At 57.5% G+C, this 16,918-nt stretch carries 16 protein-coding genes and 1 tRNA gene; 13 read left to right on the top strand and 4 right to left on the bottom strand.

Going from position 1 to position 16,918, the window contains the following annotated elements; translation table 11 throughout:
* The first annotated feature begins 94 nt into the window (after positions 1-94).
* The 7 genes from panC (at position 95) to BLW21_RS08430 (ending at position 6,371) form a co-directional block, all read left to right on the top strand.
* On the top strand, positions 95-946 hold the full coding sequence (gene panC, locus BLW21_RS08460; protein ID WP_092739026.1) for a pantoate--beta-alanine ligase: 852 nt from the start codon (positions 95-97) through the stop codon (positions 944-946).
* 159 nt (positions 947-1,105) lie between these two features.
* Positions 1,106-1,453, top strand: coding sequence for an aspartate 1-decarboxylase (gene panD / locus BLW21_RS08455; RefSeq protein WP_019948715.1), 348 nt, complete (start codon positions 1,106-1,108; stop codon positions 1,451-1,453).
* Between the two features lie 117 nt (positions 1,454-1,570).
* Positions 1,571-2,617, top strand: a complete 1,047-nt coding sequence (locus tag BLW21_RS08450; protein WP_092739025.1) for a lysylphosphatidylglycerol synthase transmembrane domain-containing protein — start codon at positions 1,571-1,573, stop codon at positions 2,615-2,617.
* 80 nt (positions 2,618-2,697) lie between these two features.
* Positions 2,698-3,177 carry a D-glycero-beta-D-manno-heptose 1-phosphate adenylyltransferase gene (gene rfaE2, locus BLW21_RS08445; protein ID WP_092739024.1) on the top strand — a complete coding sequence of 160 codons (480 nt, stop codon included), beginning with the start codon at positions 2,698-2,700 and terminating at the stop codon, positions 3,175-3,177.
* A 71-nt stretch (positions 3,178-3,248) separates the two neighbouring features.
* Positions 3,249-3,935, top strand: coding sequence for a zinc metallopeptidase (locus BLW21_RS08440; RefSeq protein WP_092739520.1), 687 nt, complete (start codon positions 3,249-3,251; stop codon positions 3,933-3,935).
* 213 nt (positions 3,936-4,148) lie between these two features.
* Complete coding sequence (locus BLW21_RS08435) at positions 4,149-5,288, top strand: acyl-CoA dehydrogenase family protein (RefSeq protein WP_092739023.1); 1,140 nt, start codon at positions 4,149-4,151, stop codon at positions 5,286-5,288.
* A 159-nt stretch (positions 5,289-5,447) separates the two neighbouring features.
* A complete protein-coding gene (locus tag BLW21_RS08430; protein WP_092739022.1) occupies positions 5,448-6,371 on the top strand; it encodes a helix-turn-helix domain-containing protein in 924 nt (307 codons plus the stop codon).
* 145 nt (positions 6,372-6,516) lie between these two features.
* On the opposite strand, the gene BLW21_RS08425 is transcribed toward BLW21_RS08430, so the two are convergent.
* The 3 genes from BLW21_RS08425 to BLW21_RS08415 are packed head-to-tail and all read right to left on the bottom strand — an operon-like array spanning position 6,517 to position 8,466.
* Positions 6,517-7,344, bottom strand: a complete 828-nt coding sequence (locus BLW21_RS08425) for a phosphoglycerol geranylgeranyltransferase (protein WP_245711864.1) — start codon at positions 7,342-7,344, stop codon at positions 6,517-6,519.
* Positions 7,322-8,071 (bottom strand): hypothetical protein, encoded by a 750-nt coding sequence (locus BLW21_RS08420; RefSeq protein ID WP_092739021.1) that lies wholly within the window; start codon positions 8,069-8,071, stop codon positions 7,322-7,324. Before BLW21_RS08420 ends, BLW21_RS08425 begins: the two co-directional genes overlap by 23 nt.
* A gap of 8 nt (positions 8,072-8,079) precedes the next feature.
* Positions 8,080-8,466 (bottom strand): phage holin family protein, encoded by a 387-nt coding sequence (locus BLW21_RS08415; RefSeq protein ID WP_092739020.1) that lies wholly within the window; start codon positions 8,464-8,466, stop codon positions 8,080-8,082.
* A 143-nt stretch (positions 8,467-8,609) separates the two neighbouring features.
* Between BLW21_RS08415 and BLW21_RS08410 the strand changes: the two genes are divergently transcribed.
* Positions 8,610-9,785 carry a J domain-containing protein gene (locus BLW21_RS08410; protein WP_262490436.1) on the top strand — a complete coding sequence of 392 codons (1,176 nt, stop codon included), beginning with the start codon at positions 8,610-8,612 and terminating at the stop codon, positions 9,783-9,785.
* A 51-nt stretch (positions 9,786-9,836) separates the two neighbouring features.
* Here BLW21_RS08410 and BLW21_RS08405 read toward each other — a convergent pair.
* Positions 9,837-9,909, bottom strand: a tRNA-Phe gene (locus BLW21_RS08405).
* Between the two features lie 181 nt (positions 9,910-10,090).
* Between BLW21_RS08405 and BLW21_RS08400 the strand changes: the two genes are divergently transcribed.
* The 5 genes from BLW21_RS08400 to BLW21_RS08380 all read left to right on the top strand — a co-directional run bounded on the left by BLW21_RS08400 (position 10,091) and on the right by BLW21_RS08380 (position 16,090).
* Positions 10,091-11,494 carry a 4Fe-4S dicluster domain-containing protein gene (locus BLW21_RS08400; RefSeq protein WP_092739018.1) on the top strand — a complete coding sequence of 468 codons (1,404 nt, stop codon included), beginning with the start codon at positions 10,091-10,093 and terminating at the stop codon, positions 11,492-11,494.
* 115 nt (positions 11,495-11,609) lie between these two features.
* Positions 11,610-12,509: a (Fe-S)-binding protein gene (locus tag BLW21_RS08395; RefSeq protein ID WP_245711846.1), complete on the top strand. Its 900-nt coding sequence runs from the start codon at positions 11,610-11,612 to the stop codon at positions 12,507-12,509.
* Between the two features lie 167 nt (positions 12,510-12,676).
* Positions 12,677-13,162: a hypothetical protein gene (locus BLW21_RS08390; RefSeq protein WP_092739016.1), complete on the top strand. Its 486-nt coding sequence runs from the start codon at positions 12,677-12,679 to the stop codon at positions 13,160-13,162.
* Between the two features lie 134 nt (positions 13,163-13,296).
* On the top strand, positions 13,297-15,228 hold the full coding sequence (locus BLW21_RS08385; protein WP_245711845.1) for a CHU_0125 family OmpA-like outer membrane integrity protein: 1,932 nt from the start codon (positions 13,297-13,299) through the stop codon (positions 15,226-15,228).
* 142 nt (positions 15,229-15,370) lie between these two features.
* Positions 15,371-16,090, top strand: a complete 720-nt coding sequence (locus BLW21_RS08380) for a proline and serine-rich protein 1 family protein (RefSeq protein WP_092739014.1) — start codon at positions 15,371-15,373, stop codon at positions 16,088-16,090.
* Positions 16,091-16,918 lie beyond the last annotated feature (828 nt).

The raw sequence follows: 16,918 nt of genomic DNA, 5'->3' as shown, positions 1-16,918 counted from the left end.
AAGGCAACACTTTGGGATGCACAAAATTAAGCATTTTTGAGGGAAATTTCATTCTAGTCCGCCTTCCTACCCCTGGCTAGGTCGCCTTTGCTTTATGGAGATACTCACTACCGCTGCCGCGTTGCAAGCCTACACCGAAAACTGTCGGCGTACCGGCCAACAGATTGGCTTGGTGCCTACTATGGGTGCGTTGCACGAAGGCCATTTGCAACTAGTACGGGCCGCCGCCGCCGAGTGCGACGTGGTAATAGCGAGCATTTTCGTCAATCCAACCCAGTTCAACAACCCCGACGACTTCCGCCTTTACCCGCGCCTGCCCGAGGCTGATGCCGTTATGTTGGCCCCAGCCGGCTGCACGGCGTTGTTTCTCCCATCGGTAGCCGAAATGTACCCTCGCCCGGCAGTTGTGCAGTTCGATTTTGGGGCCCTGGAACGAGTTATGGAGGGCGAGCACCGGCCCGGCCACTTCAATGGGGTAGCTACAGTGGTCAGCAAGCTGTTTCACCTGAGCCGACCTCACCGTGCGTATTTCGGGCAAAAGGATTTCCAGCAAGTTGCCATTGTACGCCAGCTTATCAGCGACCTGACTTTCGACTTGGAACTAGTGGCCTTTCCCACGGTGCGCGAACCCGACGGGCTGGCCATGTCGTCGCGCAACCGGCGGCTGAGCCCCGAGGCCCGGGCGCAGGCTCCGCGTCTCTATGAGTGCTTGCAAGCGGCCGCACAGTTTGTGCGGGCCGGCCAGACCGGCCCGGCAGTGCAGGCTGCTGTGCGCGGGCACTTGGCGGCCGTGCCCGACCTGGAGCTTGAGTACATAGCTGTGGCCGATGCCGATACGCTACAGCCTCTCACTGAGAATTACACCGGCCGATCCGTGGTGCTGTGCCTGGCCGCCCATCTGGGCGGCGTCCGGCTGATTGATAACGTGGTAGTTGGAGTGGAATAAAGTGCCAGCGAATTGACGGGATACTGTGCTTGTGTTTGGGCGACTTGGGGCCCGGATGGTATAAGCAAGGACATTCAAACGTCAAACTGGCCATTTCAACAATTCACTGTTTCCCTGTCCGTATCTTTGGACCCCAAACAGTATCTGTTGCTTTCGCACATGCATATCGAAGTTCTCAAGTCGAAAATTCACCGCGTTAAGGTTACCCAGGCCGAGTTGCACTATGTGGGCAGCATCACCATTGATGAAGACCTGCTCGACGCGGCCAACATGGTGGAAAACGAAAAGGTGACCATTGTCAATATCAACAACGGTGAGCGGTTCGAAACCTACACCATTAAGGGTGAGCGGGGCTCGGGCATGATTTGCCTGAACGGCCCGGCTGCCCGCCGCGTAGCCGTAGGCGATATTGTCATTATCATCTCCTACGCTCTGATCGACTTTGCTGAAGCTAAAGCCCACCAGCCCACCGTTATCTTTCCCGACCAGCACAACCGGGTAGCCTAGCGGTGCGCCCGATTGTTCCGGTAACGGCTGGCTGTTCTTCTCGCGGAATGGCCAGCCTTTTTTTGCTGGCGTGCCCTTATAACGGTAGCATAGCGCACGACAGGTCCAATACAGTCTATGAAGCAAGTTCTCAACGTCGTAAAATATACCCTGTTGCTATCTGTATCGGCGCTGCTGATGTGGTATGCGCTGCAGGGGCAGGACTTAAGCCGTATTGGGCAGTACGTGCGCGAGGCAAACTACTGGTGGCTGCTACTCACGCTGATATTGTCGGCATTTGGTTACTTCAGTCGGGCCTACCGCTGGAAAATGCAGATTGAACCCACCGGCCACCACCCGAAATACTGGGACGTGTACCACGCCATGATGGTGGGCTACCTGGCTAACCTGGTGCTGCCGCGCATGGGTGAGGTTATCCGCTGCTCGGTGCTGCGGCGCACCAGCGGCGTGCCGGTGCAGGTGGCGCTGGGCACGGTAGTAACCGAGCGGGTAATCGACGTGCTGGTGTTGCTGGGTTTGCTGGCCACTGTTCTGCTCCTCGATTTCAACACCTTTTGGAATTTTGTAACTGAGAAACTGCTGGCCGGCAAATACGATGAGCTGGCCCGCAACCGCACGCCCCTGCTGGTGGCGCTGGGCATTGCGCTGCTGCTGCTGCTGGGCCTGGGCTACGCCGTATTCCGCAACCTGGAGCGGCTGCGCCAGAACGCGCTGTTCAGCAAGGCCGTGGGCTTCGTGAAGGGGGTGCTGGCCGGGGCGTTCAGCGTGCTGAAGCTGGAGAACAAGGGGCTGTTTCTGTTCCACACCTTCTTCACCTGGGCCGTGTATTACCTGATGGATTACCTGGCCTTTTTCGCCTTCCCCGAAACCTACGACCTGGGCATGCGCGCGGGCTTGGCGGTGCTCACGTTCGGGGCGTTGGGCATGGCTGCGCCGGTGGCCGGTGGCATCGGGCCCTTCCATATTATGGTGCAGAGCGTGCTGCTGGTGTACGGCGTCAGCCGGGAGGCCGGCATTGCCTACGCGCTGGTGGTGCATGGCTCTCAAACGCTGCTGGTGGTGCTGATGGGTGGTATCAGCTTTGCTGCCAGCATGATTAAGTCGGGCAAGGGAGCTAAACGCCGGGGGGTGTCCGAAGTAGCGCTGGAGAGCGAGGCATTATAGCAGCAGTAGATTTACAGTAGAACGTTATAGTGCCCTTCGCGCTGCATGAGGTTCTTTTCAACTTATAAACTCCCGGAGCCATGTGGTCGAAAGATAAAATCCTGAGTCGCGAAGACCTAGTGGCCGCCGTGGCTGGCTGGCAGGCGGCTGGCGAGCAAGTGGTGTTCACCAATGGCTGCTTCGATTTACTACACCTGGGCCACGTCGATTACCTCGAAAAGGCCCGGCACCTGGGCCAGCGACTGGTGGTTGGCCTGAACACTGACGCTTCGGTAGGCCGTCTCAAGCCCGGCCGGCCGTTGCAGGACGAAGTGTCACGCGGCCGGGTTCTGGCCTCTCTTTTGTTTGTTGATGCCGTGACGCTCTTCGACGAGCAGACCCCGCTGGCTCTCATCGAAGCCGTGCAGCCCGATATTCTGGTGAAAGGTGACGATTACGCCATCAGCCAGATTGTGGGCCACGAAACAGTGCTGGCCCGCGGCGGCCGGGTGCTCACGGTGCCGCTGGTACCAGGCTACAGCACCACCCGCATCGTCGAGCGCATCAGCCAGACCCCGTAGCGCCGGCCGGCACGAAATCCGGCGGCCCATTGTTTTACCAGCACACCCGACTTTCTGCCATCATGTTCCAAATGACTCCCGCTTATATTATCGTGCTAATTGCCATGGTGGCCAGCTGGATCATCCAGCGCCGCCTCAAGAGCAAGTTCGAGCAGTACTCCCAGGTTGGCCTTCAGAACGGCCTCTCCGGCAAACAAATTGCCGAATTGATGCTCGCCGACAACGGTATTACCGATGTGCGCGTCATCAGCACCGAAGGCCGCCTGACCGACCACTACAACCCGGCCGACAAAACCGTGAACCTGAGCGAGGCCGTGTATTCGGAGCGCAGTGCTGCTGCTGCTGCGGTAGCCGCCCACGAGTGCGGCCACGCCGTGCAGCACGCCACGGCCTACAGCATGCTGAAATTCCGTTCGGCTATGGTGCCGGCGCTGGGCTCAGTTTCGCGCTTCATGCCCTGGATTCTGCTGGCCGGCATCCTGATGATGCAGACGACTAAGGTGCCGCTGGGCATCGGCATTGTGCTGTTCTCGCTTACTACGCTGTTCTCCTTCGTCACGCTGCCCGTCGAGTTTGATGCCTCGAAGCGGGCCCTGGCCTGGATTGATAAGCGCGGCATTGTAACGCCCCAGGAGCACGCCATGGCCAAAGACGCGCTGTGGTGGGCCGCCATGACCTACGTAGTGGCCGCCCTCAGTTCCCTGGCGACGCTGCTTTACTATGTGAGCCTATTCCTGGGTGGCCGTCGCAACAACTAATCCGGATTAGCCCAATACAAAAAGCCGCTTCCAGGCTCCTGGAAGCGGCTTTTTATTTGCCAATGCAAGCAGAGTAGGAGTGGCCGTCAACTCTTTGCCTAGGTTTTGTGTTAGAACGCTACTGCCCAACGCCCGATTGCGTAATTTTGTCCGGCCGCGGCTTATCTGCGCCAAATCAACTATCAGATTTTCCCACCCCACCCACCTTACTGCATGGATTTCCAGCTTACCGAAGAACAATTGGCCGTACAGGCCGCTGCCCGCGAATTTGCCCAAAGCGAGCTGTGGGCCGGTGTAATTGAGCGCGACGAGCACCAAAAATTCCCCGCCGAGCAAATCAAGAAGATGGGCGAGCTGGGCTTAATGGGCATGATGGTAAGCCCCGAGTACGGCGGCGGCGGCATGGACACCGTGAGCTACGTGCTGGCCATGGAAGAAATCAGCAAGGTTGATGCTTCCTGCTCCGTTATCATGAGCGTGAACAACTCGCTGGTGTGCTGGGGCCTGGAGAAGTATGGCAACGAGGAGCAGAAGCGCAAGTATCTGCCCGGCCTGACCTCCGGCGAAATCATCGGCGCCTTCGCCCTTTCCGAGCCCGAAGCCGGCTCCGATGCCACCATGCAGCGCACCACCGCCGAAGACAAAGGCGACCACTACCTGCTCAACGGCACCAAAAACTGGATTACCAACGGCACCACGGCCTCGGTATACCTTGTGGTAGCCCAAACCAACCCCGAAGCCAAGCACCGCGGCATCAACGTGCTCATCGTGGATAAGGGTATGGATGGTTTCGTAACCAGCCCCAAGGAGAACAAGCTCGGCATCCGCGGTTCCGACACTTGCTCGCTGCAGTTTACCGATGTGAAGGTGCCCAAGGAGAACCGCATCGGCGACGACGGCTTCGGCTTTAAGTTTGCCATGCAGGTACTGGCCGGCGGCCGTATTGGTATTGCTGCCCAGGCGCTGGGCATTGCCTCGGGTGCCTATGAGCTGTCGTTGAAGTACGCCCAGGAGCGCAAGGCGTTCGGCGTGCCGATTTCTCAGCACCAGGCCATCCAGTTCAAGCTGGCCGACATGGCTACCAATATCGACGCCGCCCGTTTGCTCTGCCTGCAGGCTGCCCACGACAAGGACGCCCACCAAGATTACGCCAAGTCGGGCGCTATGGCCAAGCTGTTCGCCTCGAAGGTGGCCATGGACACGGCCGTAGAGGCCGTTCAGGTGCACGGCGGCTACGGTTTCGTGAAGGAATACCACGTGGAGCGGATGATGCGCGACGCCAAAATCACCCAGATTTATGAGGGAACTTCCGAGATTCAGAAAATTGTAATCTCAAGGGAAATTCTCAAATAGAAACTGAATTGCCTATTATTCAGAACTATTGCACAAAACCCAGCCTAATTTAGGCTGGGTTTTGTGTTTTTGTGAATTTTTATATCTTATTTTGCATTAGATAAACCTAGGATACTATTTCTTGGTTTACCTTTCTCAACTTTTTCGCTCTGTTTACCGATGGAAGATTATAATAAAGTAATAGAGTCGCTGGGTGTTCGGTACATTAAGGCGAAGAATTTGGTGCTGCAACAGCCCTTCACGGTGCGCAACTCCTACGATGTTGGTAACAACCTCATTCTGTTGCATAAAGGCCACATTTCCTTTGGCGACGAAGAGCAGGTGGTAGAAGAGGGCGAAATGCTCTTCATTCCCGGCGGCCGCGCTACCAAGGTGACCTACGGTGAGCTTTCGAGTAAAAGCATTACCAACGACGACCTCATCACCAACAAGGATAAGTTCTTCCACTCCAACTCTGACCTCGACCTGATCGGCGACGCCGAGGAGAGCCACTCTTTTGTGAGCTTCGAGGCCAAGGTATTCGACTCGGTGAATTTCTTCGCCTCGCTCGATGTGCCGGCCTTCCTCATCACCAACAACTCCAAACTGGCCAACCTCATCATCAAGGTGGTAGAGGAAAGCCTGCAGGAGTTGCCCGGCCGCGAGCGGCTCATCACAATCTATACCGAGAACATTGTGGTGGAAATTGTGCGTTACATCCTGAAAAACAAGATGTTCGTGGAGCAGCTGGCAACCAATAGCACCTACTTCAAGGACCCGCGCCTGATCGACCTGTTCAACTATATCAAGGAGAACATCGGCGGCGACCTCTCGAATAAGGTTCTCTCGGGCGTAGCCAACGTGAGCGAGGATTATGTGGGACAGTATTTCAAGATGCTCACTGGCATCAACCCTCAGGACTACATCGAGTACCAGCGCATGGAGCGCGCCGTGTTCCTGCTCCGCACCACTAAAAAGAGCATTCGCGACATCGGCAAGGAGGTTGGCTACAAGGACACGGCGTACTTCTGCCGCCGCTTCAAAATGATGTTCGGTATTCCGGCTGGCAAAATGCGCCGTCGCGAGTCGGCTATGAATATCTAATCACAGGTTTTGCAGGTGCCGTAGATAACGCAGATTCGTTCTGCGGCGTTTGTAGAGTGGTAAAACCGAAACGGCCTCGATTGTACATTGGTACAATCGAGGCCGTTTCGGTTTGGAGGTCGGTGATGTCAGTTAATGTCAGTTCTTAGGCCGATAAGATGCTTTTGTGCGTGGGAGCAGTGTCGTTTTCTTCACTACCGAACGCATCTGCGCTATTTGCAGCATCTGCAAAGTCTGTAATTACGCGGGCAACTTCAGCCAGGAAGTCGGGATTTTTCTCAATATGGTTACCAACAACGATAATGTCGGCGCCGGCCTGAAGGGCGGCGCGGGCTTTTTCGGTGCTGTTGAGGCCGCCGCCCACAATAATAGGCAAGTCAACGGCCTGGCGTACGGCCCGGATCATGGCCGGAGAAACGGGGTACAGGGCGCCGCTACCGCCATCGAGGTAAATGAGGCGCAGGCCGAGCTGTTCGCCGGCCATGGCAGTACAGGCCGCAATGGCTGGCTTGTCGTGGGGCAGGGGCGTGGTGCCGCTAACGTAACTCGCCGTGGTCTGGCGGCCACTATCGACCAGCATGTAGCCAGTGGGCAGAATCTGGAGGCCACTTTCGCGCAGCCGCGGGGCCGCAACTACATGTTGGCCAATTAAAAACTCCGGGTTGCGGCCCGAAATCAACGACAGCAACAATATGCCATCAGCCTGCGAGTCGAGGTGCATGCTGTGGCTGGGAAAGAGCAGCACCGGTACGTTGGAACGGTCCTTGATAAAACGGATGAGGGCAGCCTGGTGCGAACTTAGCACCAGACTGCCACCCACAAAAAAGTAATCTATCTGATGCTGCTGGCCCAGCTCCAGCAGCCGCTGGCAGCCGGGCTCATCTATATTGTCGGGGTCCAGCAGAACAGCCAGCGACTTCCGGCCTGATTGGCGGTTATGGCTGAACGTATCATGCAGGCTGGCTGGGCGCATCCGCGTCGTCGTCGTGGTAAGTGAACTCAATATCCCGGGTTTCCGGCTCTTTGCGCGGCTCATCCGAGGATGCAAGGTCGGTATTTTTAAGGATTGGCAAATATTCACCGGCCTTCTTAGCGACAAAAGCCAGCGCTACGGCCGTAGCCTGGGCCACCAACATCTTGCCTGTATCCGACTGCATGAAGGCGTTGAAGGTGGAAGCCATAATGGATGATGCGTCGTTGTGCTGCTGCGCGGAGCCGTTGTGCGCGTCCTGCGGCTGCTCCTGCTCCGATTGGCGGGTAGCCAAACTGGTCGGTTGCGCGACGGCATTGTAGTCCGTGGCAGGCTTAAAAGGATCCGTTTCGGGAGTAGAATTGCCAGTAGCTGGCATGCTGCTCCGAAGCCGGCGCCCTCCAAAGCCCAAGTCGTCGGCCACAGCAGTATCGACTGTGGTGGAGGCAAAAGGCCGGCCCGAACTAGCTTTAAGCTTCTTCGAGACGTTTTTTCCGGCAGATTTCAGCGCCTTGGCTTCCTTCTTCTCAGATTTTGAGCTGCCGAATACTTTTGAAACCAGCCAGATACCGCCCATTATTCCGGCCCCGACGGCGGCGTATTTGCCCAACTGCCGGGTTTTCTGCTTGATATCCTGAACATCACCCATCAGGGCGCGCTCATATTCAAGCTTCTGGCGCTCCAAAAACTCTTTCTCGTCTTCAAACAACGGGTTGTGTAGCTCGGTCATCGGTCGGGTTAGGCTTGGCGTTTATCAGAATTATAAATGGTGTTGCTCAGCGTTTTGTCAGCCAAAGTCTGGAAGGCAGCCTTGTCAACGCCCATAACAAATACGATCAGCAAAACAAGGTAGAAACCGGCTATAATTCCGAAGCCCCAGAAATTGCTGTCGAGCAAATCGTTGAATAGAAACGCCAGGAACAGATTTAGAAATAGAAAAAAGAACAAGCCAATAACAGCCATTGTAAGGCCATGGGCAACGTTTACAAAGGCGTGCTTTGCTTTTTCCTGTACTTCCAGTCGTACCAAGTCGAGGCGGGTGTCGAGGTAGCCCTTCAGATTACCTATCAGGCTATCATTCTGGGGTGTTTTGGAAGTGTCTTCTTCAGTGGAGAACAGGCCCATGGGGGAGACTTTTGCGGGAGAACAATGTTACAGAGTTGGGCGGCGGCAACCAGGGCTGCTACCCATTATATGGTAGTCGTTGCATACGGAAAAGGCGGCGGCGTGTCTGAAATTGGTTTATTTTTACGCTCTACTGCCCTACTTTGAGCCAGAATCATTACCAAGTACTAGGTGTATCGCCAACAGCTTCGATGCCTGATATCAGATTGGCATACAGGCGCTTAGCAGTATTGTATCATCCGGATAAGCATGGCGGCAATACCCTCTATGAAGAGCTTTTTAAGACCGTAGCCGCAGCATACCGGGTGTTGGGCAACGAGGCTCGGCGCGCCCATTACGACCAGCAATTGCGCGCCGAAACCCGACGATTTGAGGAGGCCCGACGGCAGCAGGACTTTCGCCAACAGGGGCAACACATTTACGGAGCCCCCATGCCCGTACCGGTTCAGCCACTGCGTACCCGCCGGCCTGCCGGAGCCCAGGAACGACATTACCGCTCCATTCCGCGCCGCAAGGTGAAGTTCACGCGCCGCGACTATTGGCTCACGGCTCTGCTGGGTCTGACCCTGTTGCTGTTCATGGCCTCCGTCAAAATTACCATGGATTACGTGTCGGGCTCGCGCAATTATGCACGGGGGCTGCAGGCGTATGCGAGTGGCAACTGGGCCGGGGCGCACAGCTATTTCACCGATGCGCTGCAATTCCGGCCCGGCTACAACCCGGCTCTGCGGCGGCGCGCCGAGGCTGCTCAGCTAGGTTTGCACGACTATGCTGCCGCCCGCGCCGACTTGCGAGCTGCTTTGCCCGAGGCTCCAGTCGCGCTCCAGGGCCAGCTGTGGCTGCGCCTGGGCCAGTGCGAAGCGGCGCTTCAACGGCCCGTTCTTGCCCAGGCGGCCTACCAAAAAGCGCTGGCCCTCGATAGTACGCTGGCCCGGGCCTGGCTATGGCAAGGCGAAGCCGCCCTGTTTCAGCATCGACACTTCGCAGATGCTGTTCGCATATTATCGGGTGGGTTGCGCCATGCCGGCGGTCCGTCGCGGTTGCGGGGGCAACTGCTGACGTTCCGGGGACTAGCGTATTTCAAGCTGGGCCGCTACGAAGCTGCCCAGAACGATTACTGGGAGGTGCTCGATATTACGCCTCGTAGCGGGCAGCTTTATTTTTTGCTGGCCCGCGTGGCCCAACAGCAGCAGGATGCCCCCCGTGCCTGCGACCTGCTGCAGCGGGCCGTGCTACAGGGCTACGATTTTGCGCGGGCCGCCCGCGACACGGTCTGCGCCGTGCAGCCGGCTAGCCGGCGGGCAGGTGCTGCTAAGTAAGCCGCCGCAAAATAAAAAAGTCCGATTCTGAACCAGAATCGGACTTTTTTGTGGTAATGATTGGAATCGAACCAACGACACCAGCATTTTCAGTGCTGTGCTCTACCAACTGAGCTACATTACCAGCTCGTGGTTCCCGGCAGGCCCTATTGGCCGTTGGGGAGCACAAAAGTAGCAAAGCATTTCTAACCTGCAAACCAGAATCGAAAAAAATGTTGATTGTGGAAACTATCTGCCTTCAAAACGGTAAATTGTTATGCATACCGAGTATATTTCGGATCCAACCCTAAACTTACCTTTTTCCCGTGCATTTCTCTATCCAAAACATCATCTTCCTGCTGGTGGCGCTGGCGGGCTTCGGCCTGTTTGCCTGGCAGGCCAGCCGTATCCGGGCCAATGTGTTGCAGGGGCGCGAGCGGGACATGAGCGGCCATGTGAACGAGCGGCTCTGGAAAACGCTGCTCGTGGCCTTTGGTCAGCAAAAGATGTTCAAGCGTCTGACGCCGGCCTTCCTGCACCTGATTGTGTACGTGGGCTTTATCGTCATCAACATCGAGGTGATTGAGATTATGGTGGACGGCCTGTTCGGCACCCACCGCTTTCTGCAGTTCGCCGGGCCGGCCTACTCGGCCCTCACCGGCACCAACGAGGTGCTGGGCGCACTGGTAATTGTGGCGGTAGCGGCCTTTTGGTGGCGCCGCAACGCAAACGTGGTCAAGCGCTTCACCGGCCCCGAAATGCGGGCATGGCCCAAGATGGACGGCAACATCATTCTGTATGTGGAAGTGGTGCTGATGGCGGCGCTGTTCCTAATGAATACGGCCGACCTGAAGGCGCATCAGCTCCAGAACCTGAGCATGCCGGGCGCGTTCCCGGTCAGCCAGTTCCTGACTGGGCTGCTGCCCGACAGCGTACCGGTGCTGCACATGCTGGAGCGCGTGGGCTGGTGGGCGCACATTGTGGGCATTCTACTGTTTCTGAATTATCTGCCCAGCAGCAAGCACTTCCACATTATCATGGCTTTCCCGAACGTGTTTTTCTCGCGGCTGATTCCGCAGGGACAGTTCTCGAACGTGGAGAGCATCACCCACGAGGTGAAGGCCATGATGGACCCCAACTACGCGGTGCCGGCTCCGGCCACCAACCCCGATGGCTCGGTGGTAGCGCCCACGCCCTTCGGCGCCAAAGACGTGGACGACTTGGCTTGGACCAATCTGCTTAATGCGTACTCGTGCACCGAGTGCGGCCGTTGCACCTCGGTGTGCCCGGCCAACATCACCGGCAAGCTCCTCTCGCCCCGCAAAATCATCATGGACACGCGCGACCGGATGGAGGAGAAGTACAACGCGCCGCTTATTTTCAGTCCGGCCCTGTACGGCGCAGAAGCCAAGCACGACCCCCAGGAGCAACTCGACAAGGAAAACCACACGCTGCTTCGCGGCTACGTAACGCCCGAGGAGTTGTGGGCCTGCACCACCTGCAATGCCTGCGTCGAGGCCTGCCCAGTGAACATCAACCCGCTGGACAGCATTATCGAGATGCGCCGCTTCCTGGTGCTCGAAGAATCGGCCGCTCCCAACGCGCTGAACGCCATGTTCAGCAACATCGAAAACAACGGCGCGCCCTGGGCCTTCTCACCCTCCGACCGTTTCAATTGGGCCGACGACCTGTTCGTGGCCGAGAAAGGGGAGGTAGAAGTTGGGCACTAGAGGATGAAATGCCGCGCGCATTTTTTCTTCCTCAACTCTACCTCTTTTTCCCTGGAATCTGCATTTCACGCCCCAGATTCTGTCTCTTAACTACTATCTCCTAGCTTCTCAAGTAATGGCTGAGCAAACTGCCAAGCGTCCTGTTTCTGTTCCTGTAATGGCCGATTTGGCGGCCCGGGGCGAAAGTCCTGAAATCCTGTTTTGGGTGGGTTGCGCCGGGGCCTTCGATGACCGGTACAAGCGCGTGACGCGCGCCTTTGTGCGCATCCTCGACCATGTAGGCGTGAACTACGCCGTGCTGGGCAAGGAGGAAAGCTGCACCGGCGACCCGGCCAAGCGCGCCGGCAACGAGTTTCTGTTTCAGATGCAGGCCATGGCCAATATTGCCACCCTCGACGGCTACGGCATCAAGAAGGTGGTCACGGCCTGCCCGCACTGCTTCAACACCATCAAAAACGAGTACCCGGCCCTGGGCGGTGAGTACGAAGTAATCCACCATAGCACGTTTCTGCAGCAACTCATCAACGAGGGCAAAGTGAAAGCCGAGGGCGGCGAGTCGTTCAAGGGTCGCCGCATCACGTTCCACGACTCCTGCTACCTGGGCCGCGCCAACGACATTTACGAGGCTCCGAGGGCCGTGCTGGAGGTGCTTGACGCCGACCTGGTGGAAATGAAGCGCTGCAAAACCAACGGTTTGTGCTGCGGCGCCGGCGGTGCCCAGATGTGGAAAGACGCCGAACCCGGTAACAAAGAAGTGAACATTGAGCGCACCGAGGAAGCCCTGGCGACCCTCGACGGCACCGCCGCTGTACTAGATAACCTGCGCGGTGTGGAAAGCAACGCCCCCGCCGGTCCTGCTTCGGCCAAAGCAGCCGGCGGCAGCGTTATTGCCGTAGCATGCCCTTTCTGCATGACCATGATGGCCGACGGCGTAAAAAACAAGGAGCGCGAGCAGGATGTGCAGGTGTTCGACCTGGCCGAGCTGATTGCTTCCGCCGAGGGCCTGAACGCGTAGGTTGCGGCCTGCATCTACCCGAATCAAAAACAGCCCCGCCCGGAACTTCCGGCCGGGGCTGTTTCTTTGTAGTAGCGCGAAGCTCCCACTTCGCGCACCGTTGCTGATGTTGTAACAGTACCGTTCAACGAAACGCGAAGCGGGAGCTTCGTGCTATACCCCTTACTATGTACGTTCCCTTCGAGCAACTGCCGCCCACGGCCCGCATCTGGATTTATCAGGCCAACCGCCCCCTCACGGCCGATGAGCAGGCTGCCGTGCAGCCCACGTTGCACCACTTCGCCAACGACTGGACCAGCCACGGCCGGACCCTGGCCGCCTCGGCCGTTATCCTCCACGACCAGTTTCTGGTAATCGGGCTCGATGAGGGTGTGGCCGACGCCAGTGGCTGCTCAATTGATGCCTCGGTTCGTTTCGTGCAGCGCGTGGAGCAGCAGTTGGGCGTAGAGTTGCTCGAAAAGTCGAAGCTGGCCTTTTGGGTGGATGGCCATGTAACATTGCTCGACCGTAAGCAACTCGGTCCGGCTATTGCTGCCGGTACGCTCTCGGCCGAAACGCCTTATTTCGACAACACCATTGCCCAGCGCCAGCAACTGCTGGAGCGGTGGCCGGCCCCGGCCGCCGATACCTGGCTTACCCGTTACTTCGCCTAACAAACAGCAGAAACGCTGAAACCGGCTTTTTCGCCGGAAAACTTGCATCTTAGCCGCACTATCCACGCATTATCTGCACATAGGTAGTCCCGCCGCGGCCTGCTCCTGGTTCCTTTCTTCTTCTGCCTGCTATTATGAGAAACGCTATTCTGATGTGGACTGCTGTGGGTTCGGCCACCCTGTTGGCGGGCTGCGCTACCACGGGGGGGCTGAGCAAGGCCGACAAGCGGTTTGCGCGCGGCGAATACGAATCGGCGCTTACCTTATATAAGGCCGATGTGGCAAAGGGCAAGAATGTGGCCCAGGGCAACTACCAGATTGCCGAAGCCTACCGCCTGTCCAACCGCGTCGACCAGGCCGAACCTTACTATAAAGCTGCCCTCGATGGCGGGGCCCGGAAGGCCGATGCCAGCTACAACTACGCCCTGGCACTGCGGGCCAATGGTAAGTTCGAGGAAGCCGCCGAGCAGTTCACCAAGTATGCTGAAGTAGGCAGCAACCGCACGCTCGCGGCCCAGGCCGAAGCGGAAGCCCGCAATGCCCGCGCTTCTAAAGCCCTGCTCGACCAGCGCACCAGCAGCGAGGTAATGCCACTCGACGAGCTGAACACACCCGCCTCGGAGTTCGGCGGCACCCGTATTCCCGGTACTCTGGAGCTGGTATTTGCCTCGGGTCGCGAAGGGAAGGTGTATCCCGGCAACGGTGAAGGCTTTAACGACCTCTACGCTGTGCGCTTCGCCGACGACCAGAAGCTTGCTGGTGCTACTGTGCGCAAGCTGGAGCCGGTAATCAACTCGGTCAACCGCCACGAGGCCAGCGCCACCTACTCGCCCGATGGCAAGACAATGGTGTTTGCCCGCTCCAACGACGGCTCTAAAAAGGGCCTGCTGAGCGTGGATTTGTGGATTTCCTACTTCCGCGAAGGCGCCTGGACCGAGCCCGAAATCCTGCGCGGCGTAAACAGCAGCACCGCCGACGAATACTCGCCGTTTTTCTCGCCCGATGGCCAGACGCTTTACTTCGCCTCCACCCGTAAGGGCGGCTTCGGTGGCAGCGACCTGTATAAGGCAGCCATGGAAGGCCCCGGCCGCTTCGGTGCTCCCGAAAACCTGGGCGATAAGATAAACACCGTAGGCAACGAGAGCTTCCCGGCCATTTCGCCCGAAGGCGTGCTGTATTTCTGCTCCGACGGCCACCCCGGCCTGGGCAAGCTCGACATCTTCAAGCTCGATAAAGGCAGGGTCCAGAACCTGGGTAGCCCCATCAATAGCAACGGCGACGACTTCGCACCCTACTTCCTAGGTAAGCAGGGCGGTATTTTTTCCTCGAACCGGGCCGGCGGCAAGGGCTCCGACGACCTGTACCAATTCCGCGAAAACACTATTAAACTGGTCTTCTTTGTGGCCGATGGTACCGTTGTGGAGCGCAACAGCCAGACCGGCACCACCACCGTTGTACCCAACCAGCCCGTGGCGCTGCTCGGCTCCAATGGCCAGCAGCTCCAAACCACCACCAGCGGCCCCGACGGCAAGTTTCTCTTCAAGCTCGACTCGGCTGCCGCTACCTACGCCCTGCTCGCCAACCGCGACGGGTATTTCACGGCCCGCAGCCCGCTTACTACCGTGGGCCGTAAGCCCGCGCAGGAGCTGCTGCCCGACCCCGTGAATGAGGTGCGGATACCCGTGACGCTCACCCTCACCAAAATTGTAAAGAACAAGGCCATCGTAGTCGAAAACATCTTCTATGATTACGACAAGTCCAATATTCGTCCCGATGCAGCCCTGGAGCTCGATAAGCTGGTCGAAACGCTCAATGACAACCCCCGCATCACCATCGAGCTGAGCTCGCACACCGACTCGCGCGGCAAAGACGCCTACAACCAGGCCCTCTCGCAACGCCGTGCCCAGTCGGCCGTCGAGTATATTATCTCCAAAGGCATTGCTCCCGGACGCATTACGGCTAAAGGATATGGCGAATCGCGCCCGGTAGTGCCAAATGCCAAAACCGAGGAGCAATACCAGCGTAACCGCCGCACCGAGTTCAAAGTGACCAGAATTGCGGAGTAAGCCCCGATTGCCCGCCTAACCCTACCGCCCGGTTTGCATTCAGCAGGCCGGGCGGCTGTTTTTATGCGGGTGCGGATAGGAGGGAAGCTACTTGGCATAATCCTTGGCTTAGGCCCGGTATACCACTTTACTCCCCAGTTCCGTGAAAAGAATCCTACTTCTGCTACTTGGTGGCCTGCTGCTGGCCTTGGGCTCTGTGCAAGCGGCTCCCGTTACGGCCAGTATCGCCGGCGAGCGGGGTCTTATCTTCCGCCTCTCCCTCGATGGGCAGTCCGTCAGCCACGGTGCTCGCCCACAGGTGTACCTCGACCAACTGCGCCCCGGCTACCACTGGGCCGACTTCTTTATTCCGGTAGGCCGCGGCCGGGGAGTTAACTACCGCACCCAGATCTTTCTGGCCGACGGCTTCGAAACGAACTTCGTGCTGCTTGCCCGTCCGGGCTCTCCGCCGGTGCTCCGTACTATAAGCACCGTGCCACTGGCTCCGCCAGTCGTAGCCTATCCGCCCGCCCCGGTTCCTTATCCGGGCACCTACCCGGCCCCGAGCTACCCCGCTTACCCGGCACCGGTCTACCAGCTGGCTCCCGCCGAAGTAGACAATTTGCTTCAGGCAATCCAGCGCCGTCCCTTCGATGATGCCCGCATGGCCATTATGCGAGATGCCCTGCGCGATTCATTCATTGAGTCGCAGGACGCCCGCCGCTTGGTTAAGTCCTTGTCTTTTGACGAGAACCGCATCGAAACCGCCAAGTACTTATATAGCCGCGTCGCCGACCGGCACAATTTCTACCAGGTATACGACGCGCTGGTATTCCCTTCCAGCATCCGCGAAGTACAGGAATACGTGCAATCAGTCCGTTAAAAGCAGCTTTATTCCATAACCGGCTTGCTCCGCTCTCTTATATATAGAGGTGGAGCAAGCCGGTTGTTAGTAAGCCTGGAAAAACAAAGTCGCTGATAGTGTGGGCCGAAGCGGGCCTTTTACGGCTATTTTACCTACCGGGTTTGCATAATCCGGTCCGATACCCCACTTTTGCATCCCCAACCGGAACGCGGCGGGGACGGCTACTTCTTCGGAAAAAGCCACTTGAAAAAAAGTTGCCCCTGGCAGTTGCGAAAGTGAAAAGGAATTTCTTACCTTTGCACCCCGCTTCAACCGGAAGCACTACCAGGTTCGCTGTTTGACTCGCTTAAAAAGGCGGCCAGAACAGCGGGAAGGCCGAAAAAGAAGAAAAACTTTTTTTGCTTCCGGGCTTGCACCAACCGAAAAGCTGCTTACCTTTGCAGCCCGCTTCAACCGGAAGCGACCAGAGGAAACAAAAAAAGAAACGCTTCGAAGTTCGCTTCAAAAAAAGTTTTCTTCTTTTGCTTGCAGCAATCAAAAAGCTGCTTACCTTTGCAGCCCGCTTCAACCGGAAGGGGTTCAACACCAACACGACTTCGCTTACAACCGGAGTCCACGGCACACGCCAAACGCGGCGTCTGCACACGTTCTTTGAATGACTGGAAAAGACAATATAGGTAAGGCCTGAGGCAGCAATGTTTCGGGCAGATAAGACAAGCGAATCAGTCTGGCCTTCGGGTCAGGCAAAATGAGGGTCGGATCAGCACTTGACATCAGCCATAGTTCGCTATGGTGTAGAGAAATCTTACAATGGAGAGTTTGATCCTGGCTCAGGATGAACGCTAG

It is taken from the genome of Hymenobacter psychrophilus (assembly GCF_900107135.1).
Lineage (GTDB): Bacteria > Bacteroidota > Bacteroidia > Cytophagales > Hymenobacteraceae > Hymenobacter > Hymenobacter psychrophilus.
Note: the sequence above shows the minus strand (reverse complement) of the source record. Positions and strands in the feature narration are given on the sequence as shown.

Coding starts and splice junctions, on each gene's coding strand:
- panC (WP_092739026.1), top strand. CDS start 95: ATGGAGATACTCACTACCGCTGCCGCGTTGCAAGCCTACACCGAAAAC.
- panD (WP_019948715.1), top strand. CDS start 1,106: ATGCATATCGAAGTTCTCAAGTCGAAAATTCACCGCGTTAAGGTTACC.
- BLW21_RS08450 (WP_092739025.1), top strand. CDS start 1,571: ATGAAGCAAGTTCTCAACGTCGTAAAATATACCCTGTTGCTATCTGTA.
- rfaE2 (WP_092739024.1), top strand. CDS start 2,698: ATGTGGTCGAAAGATAAAATCCTGAGTCGCGAAGACCTAGTGGCCGCC.
- BLW21_RS08440 (WP_092739520.1), top strand. CDS start 3,249: ATGACTCCCGCTTATATTATCGTGCTAATTGCCATGGTGGCCAGCTGG.
- BLW21_RS08435 (WP_092739023.1), top strand. CDS start 4,149: ATGGATTTCCAGCTTACCGAAGAACAATTGGCCGTACAGGCCGCTGCC.
- BLW21_RS08430 (WP_092739022.1), top strand. CDS start 5,448: ATGGAAGATTATAATAAAGTAATAGAGTCGCTGGGTGTTCGGTACATT.
- BLW21_RS08425 (WP_245711864.1), bottom strand. CDS start 7,344: ATGCGCCCAGCCAGCCTGCATGATACGTTCAGCCATAACCGCCAATCA.
- BLW21_RS08420 (WP_092739021.1), bottom strand. CDS start 8,071: ATGACCGAGCTACACAACCCGTTGTTTGAAGACGAGAAAGAGTTTTTG.
- BLW21_RS08415 (WP_092739020.1), bottom strand. CDS start 8,466: ATGGGCCTGTTCTCCACTGAAGAAGACACTTCCAAAACACCCCAGAAT.
- BLW21_RS08395 (WP_245711846.1), top strand. CDS start 11,610: ATGGCTGAGCAAACTGCCAAGCGTCCTGTTTCTGTTCCTGTAATGGCC.
- BLW21_RS08390 (WP_092739016.1), top strand. CDS start 12,677: ATGTACGTTCCCTTCGAGCAACTGCCGCCCACGGCCCGCATCTGGATT.
- BLW21_RS08385 (WP_245711845.1), top strand. CDS start 13,297: ATGAGAAACGCTATTCTGATGTGGACTGCTGTGGGTTCGGCCACCCTG.